This window comes from Pseudomonas sp. Q12-87 (assembly GCF_001269755.1).
In the GTDB taxonomy this organism is placed as follows: domain Bacteria; phylum Pseudomonadota; class Gammaproteobacteria; order Pseudomonadales; family Pseudomonadaceae; genus Aquipseudomonas; species Aquipseudomonas fluorescens_S.
Map to the genome: position 1 here is coordinate 280,767 of NZ_LHVI01000019.1, position 26,121 is coordinate 306,887.

Sequence of the window (26,121 nt, forward strand, 5' to 3'; positions counted from 1 at the left end):
AGGGCCTGGCTGCGATTCGCGGCGCTCCGAATCCTGGAATCTACCGCATGGGAAGTATTGACCATGTCGGCCGATTCGTCGCGTCACAGGTGTATCTGAACCGCTTTTTTTTCTCCGAACTGGGTGGTAAGGCAACGTGCCGCGTCCTTGCGGCTTTCTAGTGCAACCGTATCAATCCTCTTCTTCACGTTGCAGCTCGAACAACAGCAGCGAGCGCCCGGTGACGGAGTACTCGGAGTCGAAGTCGAACCGCTCCTGCCCCCGTACCGTTGGTTCATTGGTGTCGACCATGCACGTCCAGAAACTGCCCTCGGGGACTTCCGGAAGCCGGAAATTGACGATGTCGTGATGGGCATTGACCACCAGCAGCAGCGTCGCGTCGCCGCCCTTGCGGCGGATACCCGTTTCCTGGGCGCGGCCGTCCATCAGCATGCCCAGGCAGCGGCCATGGCTGTCCTGCCACTGCTCGGTGGTCATTTCGCTGCCATCGGGGGCCAGCCAGGTCACGTCCTTGACACCGATGTCCTCGTTGTAATTGCCCACCAGGAAACGTCCCCGACGCAGTATCGGATACGTCAGGCGCAACTTGATCAGGCGCTTGACGAATTTGAGCAGCGCCGCGCCGTCCTCGCTCAGGTCCCAGTTCACCCAGCCGATGTCGCTGTCCTGGCAATAGGCATTATTGTTGCCATGCTGGGTGCGGGCGAACTCATCACCGGCGACGATCATCGGCGTGCCCTGGGCCAGCAGCAATGTCGCAAAGAAGTTACGCATCTGGCGGTGGCGCAGCGCATTGATCTGCGGATCATCGGTCGGCCCTTCGACGCCATGGTTCCAGGACAGGTTATTGTTGCTGCCGTCCTGGTTGTTTTCGTCGTTGGCTTCGTTGTGCTTGTCGTTGTACGACACCAGGTCGTGCAGGGTAAAACCGTCGTGGGCGGTGACGAAGTTCACCGACGCATAGGGGCGTCGCCCGCGCTGGTTGAACATTTCACCCGAGGCGGTCATGCGACTGGCGAAGTCGGCAAGCTGGCCGTCGTCGCCTTTCCAGAACGCGCGCACCGTGTCCCGGAACTTGTCATTCCACTCCACCCAGCCGGGAGGGAAACCGCCGACCTGGTAACCGCCGGGACCGCAGTCCCAAGGTTCGGCAATCATTTTCACCTGGCGCAGCACCGGGTCTTGGCGGCAGGCGACGAGGAAGCTGTGGCGCTCGTCGAAACCATCGTGGTAGCGACCCAGAATCGTCGCCAGGTCGAAACGGAAACCGTCGACGTGCATTTCCGTCGCCCAGTAGCGCAAGGAGTCGGTGACCATCTGCAAGACGCAAGGGTGACTCAGGTCCAGGGTATTACCGGTGCCGGAGTCGTTGATGTAATAGCGTTTGTCGTCAGGCATCAGCCGGTAGTACGAGGCGTTGTCGATGCCCCGCATGGACAGCGTCGGGCCCTGCTCGTTGCCCTCGGCGGTGTGGTTGTAGACCACGTCGAGGATGACTTCGAGCTTGGCCTCGTGCAGGTGCGCCACCATTTCCTTGAATTCAGCGATTTTGCCGCTGGCCAGGTAGCGTGGGTCCGGGGCAAAGAAAGCGATGCTGTTGTAGCCCCAGTAATTGGTCATGCCCTTGTGCAACAGGTGCTGGTCATTGACGAACGCGTGGACCGGCAGCAGCTCCACCGACGAAACACCGAGCTTGCGGATGTGTTCGAGCACGTCGTCGACCATCAACCCGGCGAAAGTGCCGCGCAGGTTCTCGGGGACCGAGGGGTGGCGCATGCTGATGCCACGCACATGGGTTTCATACAGGATGGTCTTGTCCCAAGGTACGCTCACGCGTTGGTCATGACCCCAGGTGTGGGCCGGATCGATGACCTTGCATTTGGGCACGAACGGCGCGCTGTCGCGTTCATCGAAGCTGAGGTCGCCATCGGGGTGGCCGATGGTGTAGCCGAACAACGCTTCGGACCATTTCAACTCACCCACCAATTGCTTGGCGTAGGGGTCGATCAGCAACTTGTTAGGGTTGAAGCGATGGCCATTCTCCGGGTCGTATGGGCCGTACACGCGGTAGCCATAGATCAGCCCCGGATGGGCGTCCGGCAGGTAGCCGTGGTAAATCTCGTCGGTGTATTCCGGCAGCTCGATGCGTTCGAGTTCGACTTCGCCGGTGTCATCGAAAATGCACAGTTCAACCTTGGTTGCGTTGGCTGAGAACAGCGCGAAATTGACCCCGAGGCCATCCCAGGTAGCACCAAGTGGAAAAGGCAGCCCCTCACGAATCCGCGATGCCTCGATAACGGGCGGCGGCGTGGCTTTGTTTGGACGGGTCATAGTTGCTCCTGCAAAAGACAGACAGATACAGCGGTGTGGTTCAGTTGGATCGATGGCCATGGCGTGCGCGTGCGGCGAAGGGGTTATTCCCTCGCCACACGCGGGCCGCTTCGCCAGGAAGACGCGCTTGATCGAGACCGAGAAGGCAGGTGAATCACACCGCGGGGGGCTTGCGCGGTGCCCGTGGCTTCTTGTCGGCGGCTTTATTGGCCGGTGGCACTACCGCTGCAGTCGCCGCGGAAGGTTTAGCCGCAGGCTTGACCTTGGGGGTGGTGTTTTTTGCCGCGGTCTTGGCGCTAGTGCTCTTGACGGCGGCAGGCTTGGTGCCGTCGGTTTTGCTGGCCGTAGACTTGCTTGCGGCCTTGGCCGGTTTGCTTGGCGCCAAGGCTTCAGCCTCGGCCAGTTTGCGCGCCATCTCCCAGTGGCGCTTTTCTTGTCCGGCGGGCTTACCCTCGGACTCCCAGATCTGATAGGCGAATTCGCGAATGCGTTTATCGTCGGTACTCATCGCAGTGCTCCTGACTTGACTCAAGATTGGATAAAGACGTTGACCGGGAAATCCCCCAGCGCGGCGCTGACCATCAGCTCCCTTTGGGGTGTGACTGTTGCGCTTGAAAAAAGTCCCTTCAATTTTCCATCCTCCGCGGCGAACGGTAGCGACACGCGGGTATCGCCCCAGTCCGAGGCAGCCACCTGCGGTACGGCACCGTTTTCCAGCAGGCCGGCTGCATGGATCGGCACCACGACAATCGCCCGCTGTTGCTCGTGCTCGCGCATGAAGGCGAGCACCCGTTGAGCGTGCTTGCCGACCACCTCAAGCGGCTGGTAGCTGCCCTGGTGGAACAATTGCGAATACTCCGCGCGCAGGGCCAATGTCCTGGCGATCAACGCCTGCTTGACCCGGCCGTCGCGCCAGTCACGTACCAGTGCCACCGGCGTGCTGTCGGCCTGCATCGCCTCACGGCGCGCCTGGAAATCCACCGGGCGGCGGTTGTCCGGGTCCACCAGGCTGAAATCCCAGAATTCGTTGCCCTGATACAGATCCGGTACGCCGGGCACGGTCATGCGCAGCAAAGTTTGCGCCAGACTGTTGAGGGCGCCCGCCGGTGCGATGGCCTGCACTGCCTCGGCGATGGCAGAACGCAGGGGCAGCCCTTCATCTCCCAGCAATAACCGTTCGAGGAACATCTGGGTCGCTTGTTCATAGGCGTCGTTGACTGCCGCCCAACTGCTTTGCAGTTTGGCTTCTCGCAGGGCCTTGCGCTGCCATTGCCACAGGCGTTCGTTGTATTGGGCCAATGCCTTGGTGTCTTGCAGATCGAGGTCCAGCGGCCAGCTACCGAGCAGCGCCTGGTACAGGATCAGTTCATCGCCGGTCGAAGGGGATGCCGGATCACTGTGCAGGGAAGGCGAGAGGATGCGCCATTGCTCGACGCACGCGGTGTACCAGTCGGCGCGCTCACTGAGTACCGCCAGCCGGGCACGGGTGTCTTCGCCCCGTTTGTGATCGTGGGTGGCAGTGGTTATCAGGTTGTCAGGGAAGTGCTCGAGTCGCTCGATGCAGGCGTTGTGAAACTCCTGCGGCGGGGCACTGAAACGCTCGGTGTTGTAGCCGACGTCATTGCGCGACAGCAGCACCGCCGAGCGATAGAGCGCCGTATCCTCCACCGCCTTGGCGGCGGCTGGCGAGGTCAGTTGCTGGAAGCGCACGCAGGCATGGCGCAGTCGCTTGCGCTGGCTGCCGCGCGGGCGTTGTCGCCAGGGCGTGCCGCCAAGCCAGTCGGCCAGGCAATCGAGCACCGGCCAGTCGGCTTCGCTGAGGGTTTGCCGCGCACCTTCCAAGGCCTGGTTGAAGAAAATTTCGTCTTCAGCAGAGCGACCCAGGGGGTTGATATAAGTGCGGTAAACCGGGAAGTGCACGATCAGTTCCTGCAAGGCCCGGCGAATCGCGCCCAGGGTCAGGTCGCGAGTCATGACATCGTCCCGGGCCACTTGCAGCAGGGCCTGGGCGACGGTTTCGAAATCCCCGGCCAGGGAACCGTTGAGAATCTGCTGGCGGGCCAGGTGGGCTTCGTCGATGAACTGCGCCGGCCGTTCGCTGTGCCGGCTCCAGAACTCGGCCAGCGGCGCGGCGCCCGCCGGGTCATGCTGCAACAGCGAGATCTGGTTCATGAACTCGTAGCCAGTACTGCCGTCGACCTTCCAGTCCCGACGCAAGGTTTCACCGTCGCCGAGGATTTTCTCGATGAAGATCGGCAGGTGCCGCGATGGCGAAAGCGAGTCGACGCGCCGACGCAGCTTGCGGCAGTAGCCGCGGGGGTCGGCCAGCCCATCAACGTGGTCGATGCGCAACCCGTCCACCAGTCCTGCGCTGATCAGCTCGAAGATCTTGGCGTGGGTGGCTTCGAACACGGCAGGGCGTTCGACCCTCAGCCCACCCAGTTCGTTGACATCGAAAAACCGCCGCCAGTTGATGTCATCCGCGGCGGTGCGCCAACTGGCGAGCCGGTAACTCTGGCGCTCCAGCAGTTGATGCAGGCGCTCGAAGCCTTCTGCCTGCGTCGTGTCGTAGCCGCGCAGATGCTCCTCGATGGCGGCCAGGGCGCCGGGCTGCACCGCCAGGTCCCGCAGTTCGATTTGCAGCGCACGGGCGAGGCTGTGGGCATCGCTCTGGTAATTGAGCGTGGTGAAACGCTCGCTCAGCGCCCTGAACGCTTCGGTTTGTTCGGCAGGCAGGGCCTCGGCGGGTCTGAGCAGCTCGCCGTAGTGCATCGGGCAAATCGGGAAGCGGTGTTCGTAGTGTTCAACATAGAAGCAGCCATGGGCGGCATCGAAGCGCAGTTGCAAGGTGCCTTCCTGCAACGCCACGCCGTAGTCGCTGCCCAGGAACGGCAAGAGCAACTGGCCTTCCATCAGCGGGTCCGGGGAGTGCCACTGGATGTCGAAAAACTCGCCGTAGGGGCTCAGACGCCCCCATTCCAGCAGGTCCAGCCACCAGGGATTGTCATTGCCGCCGACCGCCATGTGGTTGGAAACGATATCCAGGATCAGGCCCATCCGGTGCTCGCGCAGGGTCGACACCAGGCGCTTCAGGGCGGCTTCGCCACCCAGTTCGGGGTTGACCAGGGTCGGATCGACCACGTCGTAGCCGTGCATGGAGCCGGCCCGGGCTTTCAGCAGCGGGGACGCATAGATATGGCTGATGCCCAACGAGGCGAAGTACGGCACCTGCGGTATCGCATCGTCCAGGGTAAAGCCTTTATGAAATTGCAGGCGAAGTGTGGCCCGCAGTGGTTGGATCGACATCTCGTTCATCGGTCACGCTCATTCGCCTGAAGTCTCGCGCAGGCGAGTATTTCCAGACGCCGGGCAGCGTCCGGGTTATCCAGCAACGCCTGGCTCTCATGAGCCAGGCGCCGCCGCCAATTGGGGTGGGTGTCGATGGTGCCGGGCAGGTTGGCCTGCTCCTCGATGCCCAGGGCGTCTTCGAGCGGCAGCAACACCAACGGCGCGCGGGTATGGCCGAGAAAGCGCACGCTGGCGTCGAGCACCTGGTCGGTTTCGCGGTGTTCCTCGCGAAAGTTCTGCGGGTCCTGGTCCAGTACGTTGCGCAGGCCTTCGCGTTCACGCTCGCGGTGTTTGCGCCAGTCCATTTCCGTGTGGGAATCGATCAAGTCCAGCCGGGCGTTCCAGTCGATATCGTGCCCGTGCCACCAACCATTGAGGGTCGGCAGGTCATGGGTGCTGGTGGTAGCCAAGGCGTTGTCCGGCCAGTCGAGAATGGGCTTGAAGTGGGTGTTGTCCTGTTCGAACAGCAGCACGCGCATGCCCAGGATCGACCGGGCGCTGAGCTTTTCCCGCAGGCCGTCGGGCACGGTGCCGAGGTCTTCACCGAGCACGATGGCCTGGTGGCGATGGGATTCGAGGGCGAGCAGGCGCAGCAGGTCATCCACGGGGTAGTAGAGGTAGGCGCCGTCGGTGGGCGGGGCGTCGTTGGGAATGACCCAGAGCCGCTGCAAGCCCATGACGTGATCGATGCGCAAGCCGCCCGCATGGGCGAAGTTGGCTCGCAGCATTTCAATGAAGGCCCGAAAACCATTACGCACCAGGCCTTCAGGGGAAAACGCCGAAATGCCCCAGCCTTGGCCGGAGCGGTTGAGGATGTCCGGCGGCGCGCCCACGGTCAGCGACGCGAGCAATTCATCTTGCCGGCTCCAGGCCTGGCTGCCACCGCCGTCAGCGCCCACCGCAAGGTCGGCGATCAGGCCGATGCCCATGCCACTGGACTTGGCCGCGCTTTGGGCGCGCTCCAGGCAACGGGCGATCAGCCATTGGCAAAAGGCATAGAAGCCGATTTCGTCGGCGTTCTCTTCGGCAAAATGGGCCAGCGTCGGGCTGCGTGGGTTACGCCATTCTTCCGGCCACTGGCGCCAATCCAGGCTTTCACCTTTGGCCGCACGTTCGGCCTGCAGCGCTTCGAAGCGGCAATGGTTCTCCAGGGCTTCGCCGCTGGTGTGGCGAAAGCTGCTGAAGTCTTCATGCAAGGGATGCTCGCCCTGGCTGAAACCGTCGTACAGGGCGCGCAAGACTTTCTGCTTGGCCTCGGCGGCCACGGGCCAATCGACCAGTGGCTGCTCTTCCAGGCTGCGCAATTGATTGGTCAGGCCCGTGGCGTCGATAGCCGTGCGCAGGGCGCGCTCGCCGAGAATGGTGCCGGGCGCCGCGTACAGGCTATTGAGAAACAGTCGGCTGGAGGGCGAATAAGGGCTGTAGCGCCCGGTGTCGCTGCTGAACATCGCGTGCATCGGGCTGATGGCAATGGCATCGGCCCCACGCTCGCCGGCCACGCGGGCCAGTTCTTCCAAGGCCTGGGTGTCGCCGAAGCCGCCATCGCCGGGACGCCTGAGGGCATACAACTGGGCGCTCAATCCCCAGGCACGGGGCGTCGGGTTGTCCACCGCATCGGCCACGCTGTAGCACCGGGCCGGCGCGACGGCGAGGGTGAAATGCTGGTCCTGGATGCTGACATGTTGGTAACCCACCGGAACCATCCCGGGCAACCGGGCCTCGGCGTCGAGCTTGAGGTTCAGCGTTGCCCCGTCCTCGAGCCGGATTTCGCAAGGCGTCGCCGCATCGAAATAGCGGCTCAAGTCCAGGCTGGCCCCGACGTCGACAGTGATCAGCGGTGGCAATTGATGGTTCTGCTGGTCCTGCTGCAACTGCAACAGGCTGGCGTCGATTTCCTGGGCGCTGCCGGCGGGATGGCCGAGGCCAGTCAGGACCGACCGCAGCACCGCCGGCGACACTTTTTGTGCCCGGCCATTGGCGTCGATCCAATCCACCGCCAGGCCGGCTCGGCCAGCGAGGATTTCCAGTTGCGCGTCGCTCATAGGCGCTCTCCACTGATGTTGGGCAAGGGTGTCGCCTGCGTCAGACTGACCAGCGCGCTGTAGGGCGAAAGGGTGCCCCTCTGTTGCAACAGACCCATGAGCTGCGGCGGATGTTCGAAAAGAATGCGAACCTCTTCTGGCGCGCTGTGCTCGACAGGCTGGTCGCTGAGGTTCAGGTCAATGCGCAAGACGCTGCCGTTGCCTAGCCGCCAGCGTGCGCTGACGGCGCCGTGGCCCAACACGTCGGCGCCCAGGGCCTGTGCGCCCGGCACATGCGGGACGATTTCTTCGCGACGGATTTTCAGCAGCGTGCGATACAGCGTCTCGCAGGCCAGTTGTTCCGGTTGTTGTGCTTCGAGGTTCGGCCGTGAGGCGTCGAACGTGCCGGCCGCGTTGGGATCGGGAATCCGCTTGCGTTTTTCGGGATCGGCAAAGGCGCTGAACGCCTTGAATTCGTTGCGCCGGCCTTCGCGGACCAACTCGGCCAATTCGCCGTGATGACTGGTGAAGAACAGAAATGGTTGTTGCGCCAACACTTCATCGCCCATGAACAACAGCGGAATCATCGGCGACAGCAACAACAGGGCCGTCGCCGCTTGCAGCGCCTGGGGCGGTGCCAGTTGATGCAGGCGTTCACCGAGGGCACGGTTGCCAATCTGGTCATGGTTCTGCAAGAACAACACGAAAGCGCTCGGCGGCAGGTGCCCGCTGGGTTCACCCCGTGACACACCGTGGCGGTTGGTATGCCCCTGGAAGACGAACCCCTGGCTGAGGCAGCGCGCCAGTTTTTCCGTGGGCTGCTCGGCGTAGTCGGCGTAATAGGCGTCGGTCTCGCCCGTCAGCAGTACGTGCAGGGCGTTGTGGCCGTCGTCGTTCCATTGGGCGTCGTAGCCCTGTTCCAACAGGCTGGCCTGGTTATGTTCGTTTTCCACGGTAAGCCAGACATGCCGGGCCGGGTCCACCTGTTCGCGCACCTTGGCCGCCAGTTCCTCGAGGAAGTCCGGGTCTTCAATTGCGTGCACCGCATCCAGGCGCAGACCGTCGAAGCGGTACTCCAACAGCCACATGAGTGCATTGTCGATGAAGAAATCCCGCACTTCGCGCCGACGGAAATCGATCGCCGCGCCCCATGGTGTGTGCTTGTCCTCTCGGAAGAACCCCTTGGCGTAGCGGTGCAGGTAGTTGCCGTCGGGGCCGAAGTGGTTGTAGACCACATCGACAATGACCGCCAGCCCATGGCCGTGGGCCGTGTCGATCAGATGCTTGAGCTGTTCGGGAGTGCCGTAGGAGGCTTGTGGTGCGTAGGGCAGGACGCCGTCATAACCCCAGTTTCGATCACCGGGAAACTGCGACAGCGGCATCAGCTCGATGGCGGTTACACCCAGCCCGGCCAAGTGCGCCAGGTGTTCTTCGACTCCGGCGAAACCGCCGAGGGCACCCACGTGCAATTCGTAGATCACCGCTTCGTTCCAGGGGCGGCCGGCCCATTGGGTGTGTCGCCATTGATAGGCGTGAGGGTCGACAACCACGCTGTGACGGTCGATGTCGCCGGCCTGGGCGCGTGAGGCCGGGTCCGGTACTTCCAGCTCGCCATCGATGTTGTAGCGATAGCGCGTGCCGGCGGGACATCGGGTCTGGATCATGAACCAGCCGTCGGCTTGGGGCAGCAGGGGTATCGACTCGCCAGTGTCGAGTTCGACACTGACAAAAAAGGCATCCGGGGCCCAGAGGGCAAAACGCGTGTGCTCGGCGTCCAGCATGATCGCGCCGTGGGTCCATGTATCAGGCGTCCTTGACGTCATTGTTACCTCATTGTCTGGCCGGTTTACCCAGGGATTTAGCCACCAATTGCTCGTAGAGCTCTGCGTAGGGTTCCACTGCCTGGCACCAGTTGAACGGTGCCGACATCGCCCGGCAGCGCATGGCGTTGAGCAAATCGGGGAACTCGAAGACCTTGAAGGCCCGGCTCAGCGCCTGCTTGTAGCTCTCTACGGTGGATTCGTCGAAAAGGAAGCCGGTGATGCCATCTTCGATCGTGTCTGCCAGCCCGCCGGTATTACGCGCCACCGGCAGCGAACCGAAGCGTTGCGCGTACATCTGGCTCAAGCCGCAGGGCTCGTAACGTGATGGCATCAGCAGGAAATCACTGCCGGCGAACATCCGCCGCGCATCGGTTTCGTTGAAGCCGATGCGCACGCCGATACGTCCCGGGAAGCGCAGGGCCAGCTCGCGCATGGCTTGTTCTTCCTCCGGTTCGCCGCGACCGATAATGGCGATCTGGCCGCCCGATTCGACGATGAATTCGGAGACTGCTTCGGTCAGGTCCAGGCCTTTCTGCACGACCAGCCGTGACACCACGGCGAACAGTGGGCCGGTGGAGTCGTCGAGCCCGAAGAGCTCGCGCACATGAGCCGCGTTGGCGGCCTTGCCCTCCCAGTCGCCGATAGCAAATTGGCGGAGCAGGTGGCTATCGGTGGCTGAATCCCAGCTTTCGTCGATGCCGTTGGGGATGCCGCTGAGCAAGCCTTGCTGGGTCTTGGCCGCGAGGAAGCCATCAAGCCCGCAGCCAAACGCCGGGGTGGTGATTTCCTGGGCGTAGGTGGCGCTGACGGTCGTGATATGGCTGGAATAAGCCATCCCGGCCTTGAGGAATGACAGTTTGCCGTAGAACTCCATGCCTTCCTGCTGCAGCGCGTGCTCGGGGATGCCGAGCTCAGGGCAGCAGGCCAGGCTGACCACGCCTTGGTACGCCAGGTTGTGGATGGTGAAGAGCGTCGGGGTGCGTTGTCCGCGCCAATGCATGTAGGCCGGTGCCAGCCCGGCAGGCCAATCGTGGGCGTGGACAAGGTCCGGGCACCAGTGGATCTGCGCGAGGTTGGCGGCGATATCCGCAGCGGCAAGGCCCAGGCGGGCGAAACGAATGTGATTGTCGGGCCAGTCGCGACCGTTGTTGGCGCCGTAGGGCGAGCCTTCGCGGGCGAAGAGTTCGGGGCAGATCAGCACGTAGATCACCAGGCCGTCGGCCATGTCCATGCGGCCGATCTTGCATGGCGGCAATGCGGCGTGGCCGCCCAGTTCGCCGATGATGTGGATCGGATTGCCGCTGTTCATCACCTGCGGATAACCGGGGATCAGTACCCGGACATCATGCAGTCCGGCCATCGCCCGGGGCAGCGCTGCGGAGACGTCGCCCAGGCCACCGGTCTTTACCAGGTCGGCAATTTCCGATGTGACGAATAATATTTTCTTGCGATTGGGATTCTGTCGGACGACGGGGAGCAGTGCCTTGCCGCCGGTGGCCAGCACCGGTGCCGTTGGCGATTCGGCCGCCGGCGGTAGTTGTGAACGGACCTGTTGTGGTTCTAAGGCAGCACTGATCATAAATATCTCCCATTTTCTCGATCTGTTTCCGGCTAGCGCCAGAGTGTTGTTTCATTGGCCAAATCCTGCGGCCAGGCGCATGAGCGCAACACAAGGAAAGCAAAGCGCTGCCCTTGTGGCGAAGCGGATCAGCTGAAGGAGCTGTTGCAAGGGCCAGTGCAAGGACTGCACCAGCCTCTGTTGCCCTACCTCTAACCTGACCCGTCGCCGTTGCAAAAAGTTTCGACTTTTTTTCGTCTGGATGACCGGTCGGTTTTCCCCCCGGTTTGGCAGTCTAGGTCAGAACCTAGAGCGTTGCGGCGCGGTTCGTCGTATTGTCGGACAATCACGTTTTTTGTCGGCAATGTCTTACGCTTCAACGAGAAGATCGCACCGACGAAGTGCACATTCCTGCAACGTAACGGGTGTATGGGGAAAGACGATGTCTCATCGACGTGCGCGATGGAATGGCGCAACGCACCATTGGGGGGCGGGATAAATACAGGCCATTTGATGGCCATTGGCTGCGCTGGAGAATGCTGTTTCTGTGGGAGCGGGCTTGCCCGCGAATGCGGTCTGTCAGTCAGATACTTACAAGCTGATACACCGTATTCGCGAGCAAGCCCGCTCCCACACAAGACGGTTCTGTCAGCCCGCAGGCATTAGCAATCGAATCGGCTTGCCCGCCGCCCAGGCCTGGATGTCTTCAATCATCAGGGAATAGAACTGTCGATAGTTCTGCTGGCTGACGTAGCCCACATGAGGCGTGGCCAGGACATTGTCCAGCGTCCTGAATGGATGGTCGGCCGGCAAGGGCTCCTGGGCGAACACGTCCAGCGCGGCGGCGCCCAGGCGCTTGTGCTGGAGGGCATCGATCAGGGCCGCTTCGTCGACGATTGGCCCACGTGCGGTATTCACCAAGAGAGCATCAGGCTTCATCCAGCCCAGCGCCTGGGCATCGACCAGCCCACGAGTGCGCTCGCTGAGCACCAGATGGATCGACAGGATATCGGCATGCTCGAACAGAGCCTGCTTGCTCACCTGCGTCACGCCCACTTCGGCCGCCCGTTCGGCAGTCAGGTTCTGGCTCCAGGCAATGACTCGCATGCCGAACACTTGGCCGAATTGCGCCACACGCGTGCCAATGCTACCCAGGCCAAGGACTCCCAACGTCTTGCCATGCAAGTCGCCACCCAGGCCTTGCTGCCAGGCTCCGGCGCGCAGCGCGTTGGCTTCCTGCACCAAGTGACGGGTCGAGGCCATGATCAGTGCCCAGGTCAGTTCGGGGGCGGCGTGCTTGTAGCTGTCGGTGCCGCATACCTGGATCCCCAGGTCGGCGGCAGCCTTGAGGTCCAGGGCGGCATTGCGCATGCCGCCGGTGAGCAAGAGCTTCAGGTTGGGCAGGCAGCGCAGCAGGCCCTCATCGAACACCGTGCGCTCACGCATCACACAGATCACCTCAAAACGCTGCAGACGCTCAGCGAGGGTGTCGCGGTCGGCGGGGTAGCCGTGAAGAAAAGTCACCTGGCCGATACTGTCCAGCACCGACCAATCCACCACGTCCCGCGCCACGTCCTGCCAATCATCGATGACCGCTATTTGCACCGCCATGGAACACCTCGTCAGGGAATGGGTTTGTCCAGCCAGCCCAGCAGTGCCTTGTGAAACCGCTCCGGCTCTTCCATTTGCGGTGCATGCCCCAAGTTGGGGAACTCTACCAAGGTCGAGCGGGGGATCAGCTGGGCAACCTGCTTGCCCAAGACCTCATAGCGCCCTAGCTTGGCCTTCACCGCCGGCGGCGCGATGTCACTGCCGATGGCCGTCGTGTCGGAGGTGCCGATCATCAGCAGGGTTGGCACCGTCAGGTCCTTGAATTCGTAATAGACCGGCTGGGTGAAGATCATGTCGTAGATCAGCGCCGAGTTCCATGCCACTTGCGTATGGCCGGGGCCTTTGTTCAGGCCGGCGAGCATGTCCACCCAGCGTTCGAATTCCGGCTTCCAGCGGCCACTGTAGTAAGTGGTGCGCTCGTAATTGCGGATGCCGTCGGCGTTGAGCTTAAGCTCACGTTCGTACCATTGGTCCACGGTGCGATAAGGCACGCCAAGGGCTTTCCAGTCCTCCAGGCCAATGGGGTTGACCATCGCCAGGCGCTCGACCTGGTCGGGATACTGCAGCGCGTAACGGGTGGCGAGCATGCCGCCGGTCGAGTGGCCGAGCACGATGCTTTTCTGTACGCCAAGGGCCTTGAGCAGCGCCTGCGTGTTACCTGCCAGCTGCTGGAAGCTGTACTGATAGTGGTCGGGCTTGCTCGATGTGCAGAAGCCGATCTGGTCCGCGGCGATCACCCGGTATCCAGCGTTACTGAGCGCCTTGATCGAGTCGCCCCAGGTGGCGGCGCAGAAGTTCTTGCCATGCATCAACACCACCGTGCGGCCATTGACCTTGCCTTGGGCCGGCACATCCATATAGCCCATCTGCAAGGACTCGCCCTGGGACTGGAAGGCGAAGTGCTTGAGGGTATAAGGGTATTCGAAACCTTCCAGTTGCGGGCCGTAGGCCGGGCCTTGCGGCTGGGCGGCCTGGGCGAGCAAGGGCAGGGCGGCGGTGAAAAACAGGCTGGGCAGCCAGCGGGTTTTGAAACGCGACATGGTCAATCTCCTTGAAACAACCGGCCGATCCTCGAACGGCTCGATTATGGCGACATTAACCACAGGCAACCGAACGGCCCGAACGTTCAACCCATCGCCACTCAGTGGGCCGGGTAATCGGCCACTACGGTCTGTGTCCCGTCTTTTTTCAGGCCGATCACTTGATACGCGTCACTCATGCCCTCCATTTCCATGCCGGGCGAACCCATGGGCATGCCGGGCGCAGCCACACCGAGCAAGTCATCGCGTTTGCTCAAGGCCAGCACCTGGTCGGCCGGAACATGCCCTTCGACGAACTTGCCGTTGATCTCAGCGGTGTGGCAGGAGCGCAGGTTTGGTGCCACGCCCAGGCGTTGCTTGACCGAACTCATGTCGGCTTCAACGTGGTCGTTGACCTTGAAGCCATTTTCTTGCAGATGGGAAATCCACTTCTTGCAGCAGCCGCAATTGGCATCGCGATGCACATCGATGGTGACCGGCTCGGCGGCCTGGGCCAGGGTGGTAATGAACAGGGCGCTCAGGGCGAGCAGATGCAGGGGCTTGGCCATGGGGAAGTCTCATGTCGAACGGTTTGGAGGGAGGATAACAGAGTAGCGAGGGGCAGCTGACAGGCGGCTGAGGGGAAGATGACAGAGTTGTCAGGTTGCGGGCTGATAGCAGTGCCGGGGCGACACCGCTGCAAAAAGAGTCCTCTCTGTGGCTAGGAAGCAAGCTCCCTAGCCACAGAGAGGGTCATGAGTCGTTATCAGCGCACTTTGAACCGCCCCATGATGGCATTCACCCGGGTATTGGCTTCGAGCAACTGACGGGTATTGTTCTCGCTGGCGAGGCCGCTCTCCACCAGTTCCTCCACCATGTGACGGATCTGCACCATGCTGCGATTGATCTCTTCGGTCACCGCACTCTGCTGTTCGGCAGCGGTGGCGATCTGGGTGCTGAGGCTGTTGATCTGGCTGACGGAACCGGCCATTTCATCCAGGCCCGAGTTGACTCGCGAAGTGGCGTCAGCGGCCGACTGGCAGCTGGCCTGGGTGTTTTCCATGGCCGAGACCGACGAGCTCACGCCCTGGGTCAGGCGGCTCAACATTTCGTTGATTTCCGAGGTGCTGGCCTGGGTGCGGGCGGCGAGAGCACGGACCTCGTCGGCCACCACGGCGAAACCGCGGCCCTGCTCGCCGGCCCGGGCGGCTTCGATGGCGGCGTTCAAGGCCAGCAGGTTGGTCTGGCCGGCAATGGCGCCAATCACACCGAGAATCTCGGTAATGCGCTGGGCGTCCTGCTGCATGCTCTCGACCTTGCGGGTCGCGCTGGCCACTTCATCGATCAACGCGACAACGCTGTTGGACGCCTCGCCGACCACCACGCGAGAGCGATCGGCATGTTCGTTGGCGCGCTGGGTGAACGCTGCGGTTTCAGCGGCATTCTGCGCCACGCTTTCTGCCGTGGAGCTCATTTCGGTGATGGCTGTCACCGTCTGGTCGGTTTCCGAGGCGTGGCGCATCAGGATCTCGCTGGTGTGGGCCGAGGTCCGTTGCAGGTTGTCCAGGCTTGATGCCATGGCGCCGGTGGCTTGGGTGACCTCGCCAATCATGTTTTGCAGGTATTCGATGAAGCGGTTGACCGAATGACCGATCGCACCCAGTTCGTCCTCGGCACGGATGGTGATGCGGCGGGTCAGGTCGGCATCGCCCGCGGACAATGCGTCGATGTTGCCCTTGAGGTTCTTCATACGGTTGGTCAACTGACGGATCGCATACAACTGCATGAGCACCAGCAGGATCACCATGGGAATCTGCAGCAGGCTCAGCGTGCTCAATACATCGTCGCGCTGGGCGGTGATCAGGCGAGTAGGCAGCGCGGTGGCGAGGTACCACGGTGACCCTTCGATGGGCCGCATGAAAAACGTGCTGGCCTCGCCCTTGTTGTCGAACTCGACACGCTGCAGCGGCTGGTCGCGATGAGCCAGGCCCGCCTGGACCTGAGCAGCGAACGGCGAGGTTGCCGCCAGTTCGCTGATGTTTTTCAGGACGATCGGCCCGCTGATGCGCGAACTGTTGCTGATGATTTTGCCGTCGCCTTCGACGATCAGCATCTCGGCGCCGAGGTCGGCTTCCTTGCGCGCCACCAGGTCGTTGAAGAACCCCAGGGTCACGTCAATGGTGGAAACGCCGTAAGGCACGCCGTTCTTCTGGATGGACATGGCGCAGTTGGTGCGCGGTTCGGCGCTGGCGTCGTCTTTGTAAGCGGCGGCCCAGGCGCATTTGCCGGGAGGGGTGGCCATGCCACCCTTGTGCCAGGGCTGCTCGTAATAGTTTGGGGCGGCGTCACTGTTCCAGAAAGTATTGACCGCCAGTTTGCCTGACGCATCGCGGTGCCAGAACGTACTGAACTTGCTGCGGCCCTCTGCGCGCTGGTTGGGTAACGGCCAGATCCCGCCGCCGAAAACCTTCAGCTCACCATATTGATCGACCAGTCCCGGCAGGACTTTGTCGATGGCATCGCTGTCGAGCAGCGGGATGGTCTGGGTGATGCTGCGCTGCTGCGCCTGCACCTTGTTCAGCTCGCCCTGGATCTGCCCGGCAACCTCGCCGATGCGGTTGAGCGCGACCTGTTCCTCGGTATGGCGCAGTTTGGGCGCCACCAGATAGCTGATGCCCACGACCGTCAGGATGGACAACACCAGGATGAACAGAACCAGGAACAGCGTGTAGCGAGCCTGGATGGTGCGGAATGCGGGCATTTGGGGGGATCCTTGCACGAAGGCGGAATTCTGGGCAGACCAAAGGGTAGTCCCCTACCTATCGGCCTGCCCCCCCGACAGCTTTAATGTCGACGGTGTCATTTCGTCGGGTTAGCGCGCCCTACGATTAACGGCCGCGGTTGCATCAATACGCCCGTTCGCCTGTACCATGGGACCCCGCCGGCTGCCGCTCATCTTCGCAATACGGATGAGCCTGGCATGCTTACGGATACAGAACGGATACATTAGGAAACTGGCAATGACTCATTCGCAACGCTTGAAATACTCGATCCTGATCGTCATCGTCGTCCTGGCGATCATGCTGGGCCTGTCCTGGATGCAGGGCAAAGGCATGATCAGCGAGCAATTGTTCCAGTACATCGCCATTGCCGTGGCGGTCATCGTCGTGGTGATCAACGGTGTGATGCGGCGCAAGGTCAAGCCTTGAGCATCAACCTCATTCCCCGGCTTCGAGCACGGCCCTCGCCCGAGGATGCAGGCAGTAGCTTTTATCCGGATTGAGGGTGACGACGCCCTCGCTGCACAAGCGCTTCAACACCTCGCGCACACTGAGAAAGGACAAGGGAATGTCCAACCCCAGCAACTGGCTGTGTACGCCGCGTACGCCCAGGAAACGGTTCTCGTCATCAGCCTTGAGCAAGGCATCGATGACTTTGAGGCGAATCAGGCTGGTACGCAGCCCGAAACTTTTGAGCAGTCGACGGATGTGTTCATTGCCGCCTCGCTCTGCGGGCCTGGCAAACACAACGTTGGTGGCGGTCTGCCTTGGCTTGCCCTCCATGGGCAGTTGCGCGTTACGCATGTAAAGACTCCTTACCAGCCTGATCAGAAAAGGTCACGGATACTCTCCTGTTATAGGACGAACGAGGGTGAGCAATATGAAGGCCCCGATGTGAAAAAAATGCCCTGGCTTCGTCAAACCCACGTGGTCGAAGGGTCGGCAGGCCATTAATTTTTTTTCATCCGGTTCGTTTGAAGGGGAGGCACATTGCGCTTCGGCGCGCGGCGTGTGCATGCCCAGGCGGGCCGACTGTGGTCGATTGATCGCAGCGGCAACCGTGCTGGTTTTTCAAATTGGCAGCAGGAGTGAGTGCAAGAATGTCCGGGCAGTTATCGAGGGTTGGCCTTGCAGGCGTGTTTTTGGGGATGGCCTTGGGCGCCAGCCCCGCAGTCAACGCGCGTAGCGATGTACCGCAGGCCAGTGCCGAAATCCGGCGCACCAGTTTTGGCGTCCCGCATATCCGCGCGCAGGACGAACGCGGGCTGGGCTACGGCATCGGCTATGCCTACGCGCAGGATAACCTTTGCCTGCTGGCCAATGAGATTGTCACGGTCAACGCCCAGCGCTCCCGCTATTTCGGTCCCGCACAGGTTACGGTGGAGCAGCGGGAGAACCGCGTCAGCGATCTGTTTTTCAGCTGGCTCAACACACCGCAAGCCGTATCCGCTTTCTGGCAAGCCCAGACGCCCCAGGTGCAGCAATTGCTCGAAGGCTATGTTGTGGGCTACAACCGAGCGCTGGCCGAGCGCCAGGCCAAAGGCCTGCCCGAGCAATGCGCCAGCGAGTGGGTACGGCCCATCACGGCGTTCGATCTGGTCAAGTTGACCCGCCGCCTGCTGGTCGAAGGCGGCATCGGCCAGTTCGCCGAAGCCCTGGCCGGCGCGCAGCCGCCTCAAGCAACAGCGCTCGTGGGCCACACGGCGTCCGGTTTTGCCACCGCCGACGCCCGCCAGCAGCGTTTTGCGCTTGAGCGCGGCAGCAATGCGCTGGCCATCGGCAGCGAGCGTTCGGCCAACGGGCGCGGAATGTTGCTGGCGAACCCGCATTTCCCCTGGCTGGGTGGCATGCGCTTTTACCAGATGCACCTGACCATCCCCGGCAAGCTGGACGTGATGGGCGCGGCCTTGCCGGGCCTGCCGGTGATCAACATCGGTTTCAGCCGCCACCTGGCCTGGACCCATACCGTCGATACATCGAAACATTTCACCCTGTACCGCTTGCAACTCGACCCGAAAGACCCGACCCGCTACCTCATCGATGGCAAGTCGGTGCCCATGAGCCAACAGACCGTCGCCGTCGAGGTCAAGCAAGCCGACGGCCAACTGAAGACGGTGTCCCGAGTGGTCTACGGCTCGCAGTTCGGCCCGATCGTGCAATGGCCGGGCCGACTGGACTGGGACAACCGGTTCGCCTATAGCCTGCGCGACGCAAACCTGGAGAACGACCGTGTGTTGGCTCAGTGGTACGCGATGAATCGGGCCGTCACGCTCGCCGATCTTCAGGGCGCCGTGCACAAGATCCAGGGAATTCCGTGGGTCAATACCCTGGCGGTGGATGACCAAGGGCAGAGCCTTTATATGAACCTTTCGGTCGTGCCAAACGTGGGCACCGACAAACTGGCCCGGTGCAGCGATCCCAGGGCCGGGCTGCGACTGATCGTGCTGGATGGCTCACGCAGCGAATGCGCGTGGGACATCGATGCGAAAGCCGCGCAAAAAGGCATTTTCGCGGCCGACAAGTTGCCGCAGTTGCTGCGCCGCGATTATGTGCAGAACTCCAATGATTCGGCCTGGATGGTCAACCCGTCCCAACCTTTGTCCGGTTATTCGCCAGTGATCAGCCAGCAGGATCTGCCGCTGGGCTTGCGGGCGCGTTTTGCGCTCGACCGGCTGGGTCAGCTCGCCAAGGGCGGGCCAGTGAAAGTGGACGACTTGCAGCGCATGGTCATGGACGATCAGGTCTACCTCGCCGATCAGGTCATGCCCGACCTGCTGGGCTTTTGCGCCGGCGACCTGGGGCCGGATGCCTCGGTGTTGGGCGAGGCATGTGGGCGCCTCGAGGCCTGGGATCGCACGGCTGGCCTGGATAGCGGATTGGGCTTCATTCACTTCCAGCAGGTCATGGCGCGGTTGCAGGCTGCACCCGATATATGGCGTGTCCCGTTCGACCCCAAGGATCCGCAACATACCCCGTGTGGCCTGGCGATCGATCGGCCATCGGTGCTGAAGGCGTTGCGCGAAGCCATGTTGGCCTCAGTGGAGGCGGTCAACAAAATGGGCTTGCAGAATGATAGCCAATGGCGGGACGTCCAGGTCACCAGCAGCGGTGACCGGCAAACACCGATCCACGGCGGACCGGGTGAGCTGGGGATCTACAACGCGATCCAGAGTGTGCCGGGGGCGAGCGGCAAACGCGAAGTGATCAGCGGTACCAGCTACCTGCAAGTGGTGACGTTCGACGGCGAGGGGCCACAAGCCCAGGGCCTACTGGCATTTTCGATCTCCAGCGACCCCGCATCGCCTTATTCGGCTGACCAGACTCGGGCATTCTCACAAAAGCAATGGAGTGTGCTGCCCTTCACTGAGCAACAGATCAAGGCCGATCCACACTATCAGGCGCTGATCATCCGTGAGCTCGATGAAGTGGGCAAGGTGGCCAGGCAATAAGTCGCCAGGCAATAACCCTGGGTGTGTTGTGCAAAAGCCGCGTCCAACAGGGCACGGCTTTTTTCTTAAGGATTGGTTGGCCGCTGGCCGATGGCATTGAGGACCGGGTTGCCGTCCTTGTTCTGCGTCAGGTAGACCGGCAACACTTTGGGCAAGGAGGGCACCAGGTTGTGCACTTCGCTGAGGTTGTAGATCCCACCGATACGCAAGGTGCCGGTGCTGTTGTCAGCCAGCATGACCGGACGTTCGAGGTAGCGGTTGATCAGCGGCAACGCGTCGCTCAGGGCAAGGTCATTGAGCACCAGCTTGCCGTTGCGCCATGCCAACGCACTGTCATTGGGGTCGGTCGGGCGGATCTGCGGTTGGGCGTCGCCGGCCTTGTAGCTGGCCTGCATACCGGGCGAAAGCGTCGAGCCGGTGCTGGCCAGTGCCAGGTTGCTGGCAACTTTTACGGAGCCTTCCACCAACGTGACCCGTACTTGGTCCTGATACAACCAGACATTGAACCGCGTGCCGGTGACACGCACCTGGCCCTGGCCCGCCCGAACGATGAAGGGATGCTGCTGGTCATGGCTGACGTCGAAAAACGCCTCGCCCTTTTCCAGGGTGACCCGACGCTCATTCTTATAGTTGGCGAACACCAGCTCACTGCCAAGGTTGAGTTCCACCTGGCTGCCGTCGCCAAGGGTGACGTGGCGTACGCTGGTGCCTGCTTCGAATCGTTGGTAGGAATTGGCCAGCCAGCCCAGGTGCCAGCCAGTGAATGCGGCCAGGGGCAAACCCAGGGCAACGACTGTGGCTGCAACGGCCAGCCGGCTCCAGCGTGAGCGAACCCGGGAAGACTGGACGGACGGCGTCACTGGCTCGACCCGCGGCAGGTTGTCGGCAACCACCCAAATCTCCAGCATGGCTTGATATTCGAATGCATGCAGCGGATTGGCATCGTGCCATTGCTTGAACGCCTGCCGTTCGGCGTCGGTGCAATCGACGGCATGCAACCGCATGCACCAATGCGCGGCAGCATCGGTAATGGCGTCGTATTCGGCTTCCGAGAGGGGATGTTCGGTCATTGACTCTTCCTGGTTTGCCGCATTCTAACCTTCGGCATGAGCTGCCGAGAACAGCCGTCATGGCGTTTGCATATCAAATGGGCCTGTTTTTTTCCGGTCGAAGGCCCCAGTACCGGTCTGTCACGGATAGAGCGTCCCATAAAAGCCGTGAAAAAAAGATCAACAGCCGACCTGTCCCGCTGCTGTCAAAATCCGGATTCGGGTGTTGTGGTGGGTGAGTCGAGCTGGCGACCCAGTTCACAAATGAGCAAAGTCATGGAGTCAGCGTTGCGAAGTATGACGTCGATGCGTTTCTGGGCTAAGTGCGAATCCAGGAAGACATCCCTTGCTTCGTTCATGGTGCGCGCACCGGTCATCTTCAGGATCTCCCTGACGGTGTCCTTGTTTTGGGGAAAAGCCTCCAGGCTCTTGAACGAATTGGCGGCGTTGTCCCATTCCATGAACAGCCGGGAGCGCGGCGTGGTCAACGATAGTCCGTTTTGCTGTAGCTCTTTTTGCCGGTCGTATTGTTGCCGTCCGAATTGGGTCGACCTTGAAATCAGGTCCAGAAACGGCAAAGGGGCGTCCAGGTAGATGATGTCCAGCGTGTCGAACAGCTGATGGGAAATTTCGTGGATCAGCGTCGCCCCTTGGGCATGGGCGTCGACATTGAACGACTGCGGAACGACGGCCCTGTACCAGTCCAGTCCTGCGTCGAAAAACAGTTCCGTAAGGTAGATTCGCCCGCTGGCTTGCGGCTCGATCACGAATGCGGTCGCTCGGTCGTTGACGTTCCTGAGGCTGCCCATGACGATGCGGTTCGCGTTCTGCAATTCCCAGGAGGGATCGGCCAATGCCTGGCAGATCGGCGAGACGGCAGCGTGAATAGTCCTGATGAGGCTCTCATCGACCGGATTAACGCCAAAAAAAGACCTCAGGTAAGTGTCCAGCCGAGAGCCGGGATGGACTTGTCGCCTGGCCTGCTCGAGATTATGGAGAGCATTGAAGCAATAGTATCGAGCCGTTTCCAGCCCCTGCACGATTATCTGGGCATGGCGGGGGTATTTCCTGCGTATTTCCTTCATGCCTCGTGCTTCGATGTTCAGTGAGCCCGCTGCCTTGTAGTCGCTGTAGGAATAGGCCAGGGTCGACATGACCTTGCCGTAGCGAATGGTGTGTCGCTCGGGATCGATCACCCATTGCCTGCGGTCGTCCGAACGCTTGAGCAGGGGGCCTTCGCCGTTCTCATGGATGATGCGCCAGGCCTGCCTGGCTTTTACCACTTGAAAGACTTTACCCATCAGCGGGACAAAGAACCTGCTCGATTGGGTGTCGGCGTAGATGCCCTCGAAGGCAGTCTTTTCCAAGTCATGAAGACTTACGCCAGTGGCTTCGAAGACTTGCAGGTTAATCCGCAGGGGAGCCGTGGTGGCGATATCCTTCCAGGGGGGCGGGGTGGTTGCCGAGGGTTTGGGCGCCGCAGGAACGATCGGGTCGAGCAGGCCGAACGTATCGTCGCGGTTGAGAAAGCCCAGTGAAACCATCTGCGCGGCGCCGGCGATAAAGTCGTGCAAACCGGTTTTCCAGTCATGCACCCGCAGTGCCTCGGCAGAGCCTTTGAAGTCCTGGTAGCTTTCCCAGAGGGTATCGATAAAGGTCAATTTGCCCGGCAATTGCCTGCCGGCCAACCTGATGCCGGCGCTGAACAGGTGCAGCACCGTTTCCCAATCGAATTGACGGTCTTTTTTTGTCTGGGTCGTCAGCATGTCCGATAACAACAGGGTGTTGTCGTTGAACAACGTGTCGATCAGGTTCGTTTTGATCGGATTCGAGGCCAGGGTGATTTCCGAAACAGCGCCGGCCGTGGAGGAAAACAAATTCCTAAAGAGGGCTTGCTGGCTGTCGGGCAGCCGGCGCAACAACAGGTCCTGAAGCGCCCCCGGCAGGTTGAATGCAGCCACGACGCTGGTTTCGTCCTTGAATTCGGTAAAGGTCTGACCGGCGTGGTAGGGGGAATACAGAACGTAAGGGGCTTGTGCATCCGTACTCGAACCGATCAGGTAAAGCCCCAATGCCTTGATCGCCGAAGCGCCCGCGGTCTTGATCAGCTCCAGCGGACGAATCAACGCACCGGCACCTTGCACCGCCTGGCGAGCGATGGCATCGGGCATATCCAGCACCTGGCGAATCAAGTCAAAGGCCGTCGGGGAAAGGTGCTGCTGCAGGTGTCGGGCATGGGCGTGCTGCAACAGCTGCCAGGGTAGCTGCTGGCGGAATCTGCACTTGCGCTGCCGGGCTTGCTCGTCGGTGCCGGAAAGCTTGCCCAGGACGTATGTTTTGTAATCGGTGGATATCGCCAGCGACAGCAATATTTGCTGTACCGCCGCCTCGTTCAAATTGTCTGGCAGCGTGCGGCGCGAGGCCGAAGTCACCGTAAAACGGGTGTTTTGAGTGATCTGGATATGGCTTGAGGCAAACTCGGTCAGGGTGCTGGGCGGCCCGGCCAGTGCGAACGTCGGCGTGATCTGGAGCGTGGCAGGGTCGAGGTCTTTATCGTCGAAGCGCGCCCCCAGTAATGCCTTCAGTTTTTTTTCCACGTAGGCCGGCAGGGGCTCGATGCCGTCCAGGTAATCCTGGCCGTCTCCCATGCTGTTGCGGCATTGTTCGAGCAGGTCGATATGCAGGCGCTGGTCCTCGATGGGCGCGGTGCCGAGCCAGGCCGGAAGCTTCTGTTGCCACCTGTTGGCCTGGGCAATGTGCGTGGCACGCGGCAGATTGGTCGGGGCCCCTTGGCGCACCAGCGCTTGAAGGCTTTTTACCAATGTCGGCCCAGTGAGCTGCCAGCCACCGATCTTCAACGTGCGCAGATAGTCGTGCTCGGCTTCGAACCAGGTGATGAAAGAATTCATCCGGTTTAGCAGCACGTTGTCCTCGATCAACTCAAATGCTTCGAGCTGATAGCGCCCATGGGGTTTGCGTTGGGCGCAGTTGAGGTTGGCGAGCAAACCAAAGCGTCTGCGGGAATCGAGCAGGTCGCGGTTCAGTTGGCGGGTGGCTGTTTCCACCGAGGGGAAGGCCTGCAAGCCACTGGCCGGCGTCCAGAGAATCGCCATTCCGGAATAGGGCGTGTCCAGTCCGCCTCGCTCGGTCAGCAGCAAGCAATTGGCGAGCGGCAAGGAGACCGACTTGCCGTCTGCGCTGCAGGACAGCTTCAGCCAATACACGTCAGGCCGGAAGCCCTTCACACCGATGCGCTGGCTGCGGTCCGGGTAGTCGGAGTCGAAGGCAAAGACGCCCCTGACAAGATCGTGGGCGGCCGGCGCTAATGTTCCGTTGAGCTCCCTGAGTTCAGCCTCTGCACGAATCCCCTGGGAAAAAACGCTGGTCAGCTGCCCGACCAGGTCCTTGAGTTCATGATCCAGCGCGATGTCGGTGGATTGCGGCAGCTGGGTGAAAAGGGCGTTGAACGCCGCTTCGACGCTGGTATAGCTCTTGATCTTGCGCGCCAGCTGATCGGCCTTGAAGTTGGATGGCTGCAAGTCCCCGTAAAAAGCCGGTTGCGTGTTCCAATGCCCCTCGATCTTGGGCTTCAACAGGCTTGGATTGATCAGGGTGCGTATGTCCAAGGCCTTGTCCACCAGCGCATGGATGTCCATGTCGCCCTGGCGGGACATTTCCAACGCGAAATGAAGGTTCTTCGCCTGCTTGTCGATGATCGCGTTGCCCAGGGATTCGAATACCGGCATGGCTAACGACTGGCCTGACACTTGCGGGGCGTCGAAACGCAGGAAGCGGTTGCGTTCTTCCAGACTGAGCAGGCCATAAAGCGCTTCCTTGCGCTCGGTGGATGTCGACCCGTCGAACAACGCGTCCTTGAAGCTCAGATAGGTGTCGACGGTCTGTAAACCCAGGCCAGGGGTATAGAGATAGTGCTCCTTGCCACTGATCATCAAGGCGCCCGCGAGCTCGACGAAGAGCGGCTTATATTCCCAAAGGCGCACGGTTTCGATGAACAGCAGCGGTTCGTCCGGGCGCGACGACCGGTACAGCCGGAGCAGTTCCTGGCTTTGTGCTGCGGTGATCTGCTTTCTTTCCCGGGCAATCAGGATACGGGCGCGCAGTGCATCGCCGATGACCCGGTAAAGAAACGTCCGGCGTGAAGCGTAGAAAGGGCCGATGGTGTTCCAATAGGTATCGATGCACTGGGTAAGCCTGGGGATCAGGTTCCGCGCGGTGTCCCTCAGGATGCTTTCCCACTGTTGGGTGTTGTGGGGCGAGTCGCTAATCGCCGGATGGATAAGATCCAGGTCATGCCCGACCGGTCGGCCCTGGTTGTGGAAATACACCAGCAGCGCATCACTCAAGGACATCCGGCGGGTCAGCTGGTCTGCCTTGGGATCGCCCGAGCCAACATCCGCCACCAGCGCCACGCGAGCCTGCCGATGATCGATATTGGGCAGCACCTCGCCCAGCACGTGGTCGAGCATCGAGGCCAGCGAGGGCTGCTTGACCAACTCGTCCACCATGGCCTGGGCGTTGAGACGTTGAGCCTGTTCGATGGATTCGATCTGGGCCTCGAATACATCGGCGTCGATGCGTTGGCGTTTCGTGGTGATGGTGGTCGCACCGTTGAGTTCGTTGCGTTGCGCAATCGATAGGAAGCGAAACAGTTCGTCGCGGCCCTCCGGGGTCTGGCGCAGCTTTTCGACTTGCTGTTCCAGGACTGTGAGGCTGGGGAATTTGGCCAGGCCACCGTGTGGTGTGTAGAGGAACGCACGCTTGGGGCTTGAGGCGTCGTCACTTGGCGAGGTGCTGAGGGTGAAGCAGCCGGCGAGGGGGATCGGAGCCTTGCCTTCGGGCGTCAGGAGAATCGTTTCGGCGTGCATCGCTGGCGTCTGCCGGATGCGCAGCGCGTGGCTGGGCAGGGCGGTGTGATGCAGCCAGTCGAGGTCGTCCTGCGTCAGCCCGTGGGGCGTGGTCAACTCGTCCAGGCGACTGGCGCCCAGTACTTCGGGAAACAGGAGTGGCGTGGTCTCAGTGGTCATCGTCGCTTCTCGATCAAGGCGCCGCAAGGCGGGCGCCGTGGATGAAGCGGCCAGACTAGGCAACGACGCGTGAGCGAAGGTGGTACA

General features: G+C 61.5%; 14 protein-coding genes and 2 pseudogenes. 2 read left to right on the forward strand and 14 right to left on the reverse strand.

The genetic code is table 11. The features are described from left to right. Nucleotides 1-171 precede the first annotated feature (171 nt). The 11 genes and pseudogenes from glgX to AD663_RS29605 all read right to left on the reverse strand — a co-directional run. Nucleotides 172-2,331, reverse strand: a complete 2,160-nt coding sequence (glgX, locus tag AD663_RS13170; protein ID WP_003181579.1) for a glycogen debranching protein GlgX — start codon at nt 2,329-2,331, stop codon at nt 172-174. Between the two features lie 154 nt (nt 2,332-2,485). Further along, the gene (locus AD663_RS13175; protein WP_053213883.1) at nt 2,486-2,839 is read right to left on the reverse strand and encodes a DUF2934 domain-containing protein; all 354 of its coding nucleotides are present in this window, start codon (nt 2,837-2,839) and stop codon (nt 2,486-2,488) included. Between the two features lie 20 nt (nt 2,840-2,859). Next, complete coding sequence (locus AD663_RS13180) at nt 2,860-5,646, reverse strand: malto-oligosyltrehalose synthase (RefSeq protein WP_053213884.1); 2,787 nt, start codon at nt 5,644-5,646, stop codon at nt 2,860-2,862. Continuing rightward, nucleotides 5,643-7,721 carry a 4-alpha-glucanotransferase gene (gene malQ, locus AD663_RS13185; protein WP_003181584.1) on the reverse strand — a complete coding sequence of 693 codons (2,079 nt, stop codon included), beginning with the start codon at nt 7,719-7,721 and terminating at the stop codon, nt 5,643-5,645. The genes AD663_RS13180 and malQ overlap by 4 nt, the downstream gene beginning before the upstream one ends. Next, on the reverse strand, nt 7,718-9,523 hold the full coding sequence (treZ, locus tag AD663_RS13190) for a malto-oligosyltrehalose trehalohydrolase (protein WP_003181585.1): 1,806 nt from the start codon (nt 9,521-9,523) through the stop codon (nt 7,718-7,720). Before treZ ends, malQ begins: the two co-directional genes overlap by 4 nt. 7 nt (nt 9,524-9,530) lie before the next feature. Further along, a complete protein-coding gene (gene glgA, locus AD663_RS13195; RefSeq protein ID WP_003181586.1) occupies nt 9,531-11,102 on the reverse strand; it encodes a glycogen synthase GlgA in 1,572 nt (523 codons plus the stop codon). Nucleotides 11,103-11,729: 627 nt separating this feature from the next. Further along, on the reverse strand, nt 11,730-12,692 hold the full coding sequence (locus tag AD663_RS13200; RefSeq protein WP_053213885.1) for a D-2-hydroxyacid dehydrogenase family protein: 963 nt from the start codon (nt 12,690-12,692) through the stop codon (nt 11,730-11,732). A gap of 11 nt (nt 12,693-12,703) precedes the next feature. Further along, entirely contained in the window at nt 12,704-13,732 is a 1,029-nt protein-coding gene (locus AD663_RS13205; protein WP_003181592.1) for an alpha/beta fold hydrolase, read from the reverse strand. A gap of 101 nt (nt 13,733-13,833) precedes the next feature. Then, on the reverse strand, nt 13,834-14,280 hold the full coding sequence (locus tag AD663_RS13210; RefSeq protein WP_053213886.1) for a DUF411 domain-containing protein: 447 nt from the start codon (nt 14,278-14,280) through the stop codon (nt 13,834-13,836). A gap of 197 nt (nt 14,281-14,477) precedes the next feature. Further along, nucleotides 14,478-15,005: pseudogene (locus AD663_RS29600) on the reverse strand (methyl-accepting chemotaxis protein); the annotation flags it as partial. A gap of 333 nt (nt 15,006-15,338) precedes the next feature. Further along, nucleotides 15,339-16,472, reverse strand: a pseudogene (locus AD663_RS29605) (cache domain-containing protein); the annotation flags it as partial. A gap of 259 nt (nt 16,473-16,731) precedes the next feature. Here AD663_RS29605 and AD663_RS13220 point away from each other — a divergent pair. After that, the gene (locus AD663_RS13220; RefSeq protein WP_003181597.1) at nt 16,732-16,920 is read left to right on the forward strand and encodes a hypothetical protein; all 189 of its coding nucleotides are present in this window, start codon (nt 16,732-16,734) and stop codon (nt 16,918-16,920) included. A 9-nt stretch (nt 16,921-16,929) separates the two neighbouring features. Here the strand turns inward: AD663_RS13220 and AD663_RS13225 are convergent, their stop codons facing one another. Next, nucleotides 16,930-17,295 (reverse strand): hypothetical protein, encoded by a 366-nt coding sequence (locus AD663_RS13225; RefSeq protein WP_003181599.1) that lies wholly within the window; start codon nt 17,293-17,295, stop codon nt 16,930-16,932. Between the two features lie 296 nt (nt 17,296-17,591). On the opposite strand from AD663_RS13225, the gene AD663_RS13230 reads away from it, so the two are divergent. Then, nucleotides 17,592-19,940, forward strand: coding sequence for an acylase (locus AD663_RS13230; RefSeq protein WP_053213888.1), 2,349 nt, complete (start codon nt 17,592-17,594; stop codon nt 19,938-19,940). A 65-nt stretch (nt 19,941-20,005) separates the two neighbouring features. On the opposite strand, the gene AD663_RS13235 is transcribed toward AD663_RS13230, so the two are convergent. Next, a complete protein-coding gene (locus AD663_RS13235) occupies nt 20,006-21,010 on the reverse strand; it encodes a FecR family protein (protein WP_003181602.1) in 1,005 nt (334 codons plus the stop codon). Nucleotides 21,011-21,195: 185 nt separating this feature from the next. After that, nucleotides 21,196-26,034, reverse strand: coding sequence for a dermonecrotic toxin domain-containing protein (locus tag AD663_RS13240; RefSeq protein ID WP_053213889.1), 4,839 nt, complete (start codon nt 26,032-26,034; stop codon nt 21,196-21,198). Nucleotides 26,035-26,121 lie beyond the last annotated feature (87 nt).

Bases quoted from the DNA above. Each gene is read 5' to 3' on its own strand.
- glgX (WP_003181579.1), bottom strand. From the start codon at position 2,331: ATGACCCGTCCAAACAAAGCCACGCCGCCGCCCGTTATCGAGGCATCG.
- AD663_RS13175 (WP_053213883.1), bottom strand. From the start codon at position 2,839: ATGAGTACCGACGATAAACGCATTCGCGAATTCGCCTATCAGATCTGG.
- AD663_RS13180 (WP_053213884.1), bottom strand. From the start codon at position 5,646: ATGAACGAGATGTCGATCCAACCACTGCGGGCCACACTTCGCCTGCAA.
- malQ (WP_003181584.1), bottom strand. From the start codon at position 7,721: ATGAGCGACGCGCAACTGGAAATCCTCGCTGGCCGAGCCGGCCTGGCG.
- treZ (WP_003181585.1), bottom strand. From the start codon at position 9,523: ATGACGTCAAGGACGCCTGATACATGGACCCACGGCGCGATCATGCTG.
- glgA (WP_003181586.1), bottom strand. From the start codon at position 11,102: ATGATCAGTGCTGCCTTAGAACCACAACAGGTCCGTTCACAACTACCG.
- AD663_RS13200 (WP_053213885.1), bottom strand. From the start codon at position 12,692: ATGGCGGTGCAAATAGCGGTCATCGATGATTGGCAGGACGTGGCGCGG.
- AD663_RS13205 (WP_003181592.1), bottom strand. From the start codon at position 13,732: ATGTCGCGTTTCAAAACCCGCTGGCTGCCCAGCCTGTTTTTCACCGCC.
- AD663_RS13210 (WP_053213886.1), bottom strand. From the start codon at position 14,280: ATGGCCAAGCCCCTGCATCTGCTCGCCCTGAGCGCCCTGTTCATTACC.
- AD663_RS13220 (WP_003181597.1), top strand. From the start codon at position 16,732: ATGACTCATTCGCAACGCTTGAAATACTCGATCCTGATCGTCATCGTC.
- AD663_RS13225 (WP_003181599.1), bottom strand. From the start codon at position 17,295: ATGCGTAACGCGCAACTGCCCATGGAGGGCAAGCCAAGGCAGACCGCC.
- AD663_RS13230 (WP_053213888.1), top strand. From the start codon at position 17,592: ATGTCCGGGCAGTTATCGAGGGTTGGCCTTGCAGGCGTGTTTTTGGGG.
- AD663_RS13235 (WP_003181602.1), bottom strand. From the start codon at position 21,010: ATGACCGAACATCCCCTCTCGGAAGCCGAATACGACGCCATTACCGAT.
- AD663_RS13240 (WP_053213889.1), bottom strand. From the start codon at position 26,034: ATGACCACTGAGACCACGCCACTCCTGTTTCCCGAAGTACTGGGCGCC.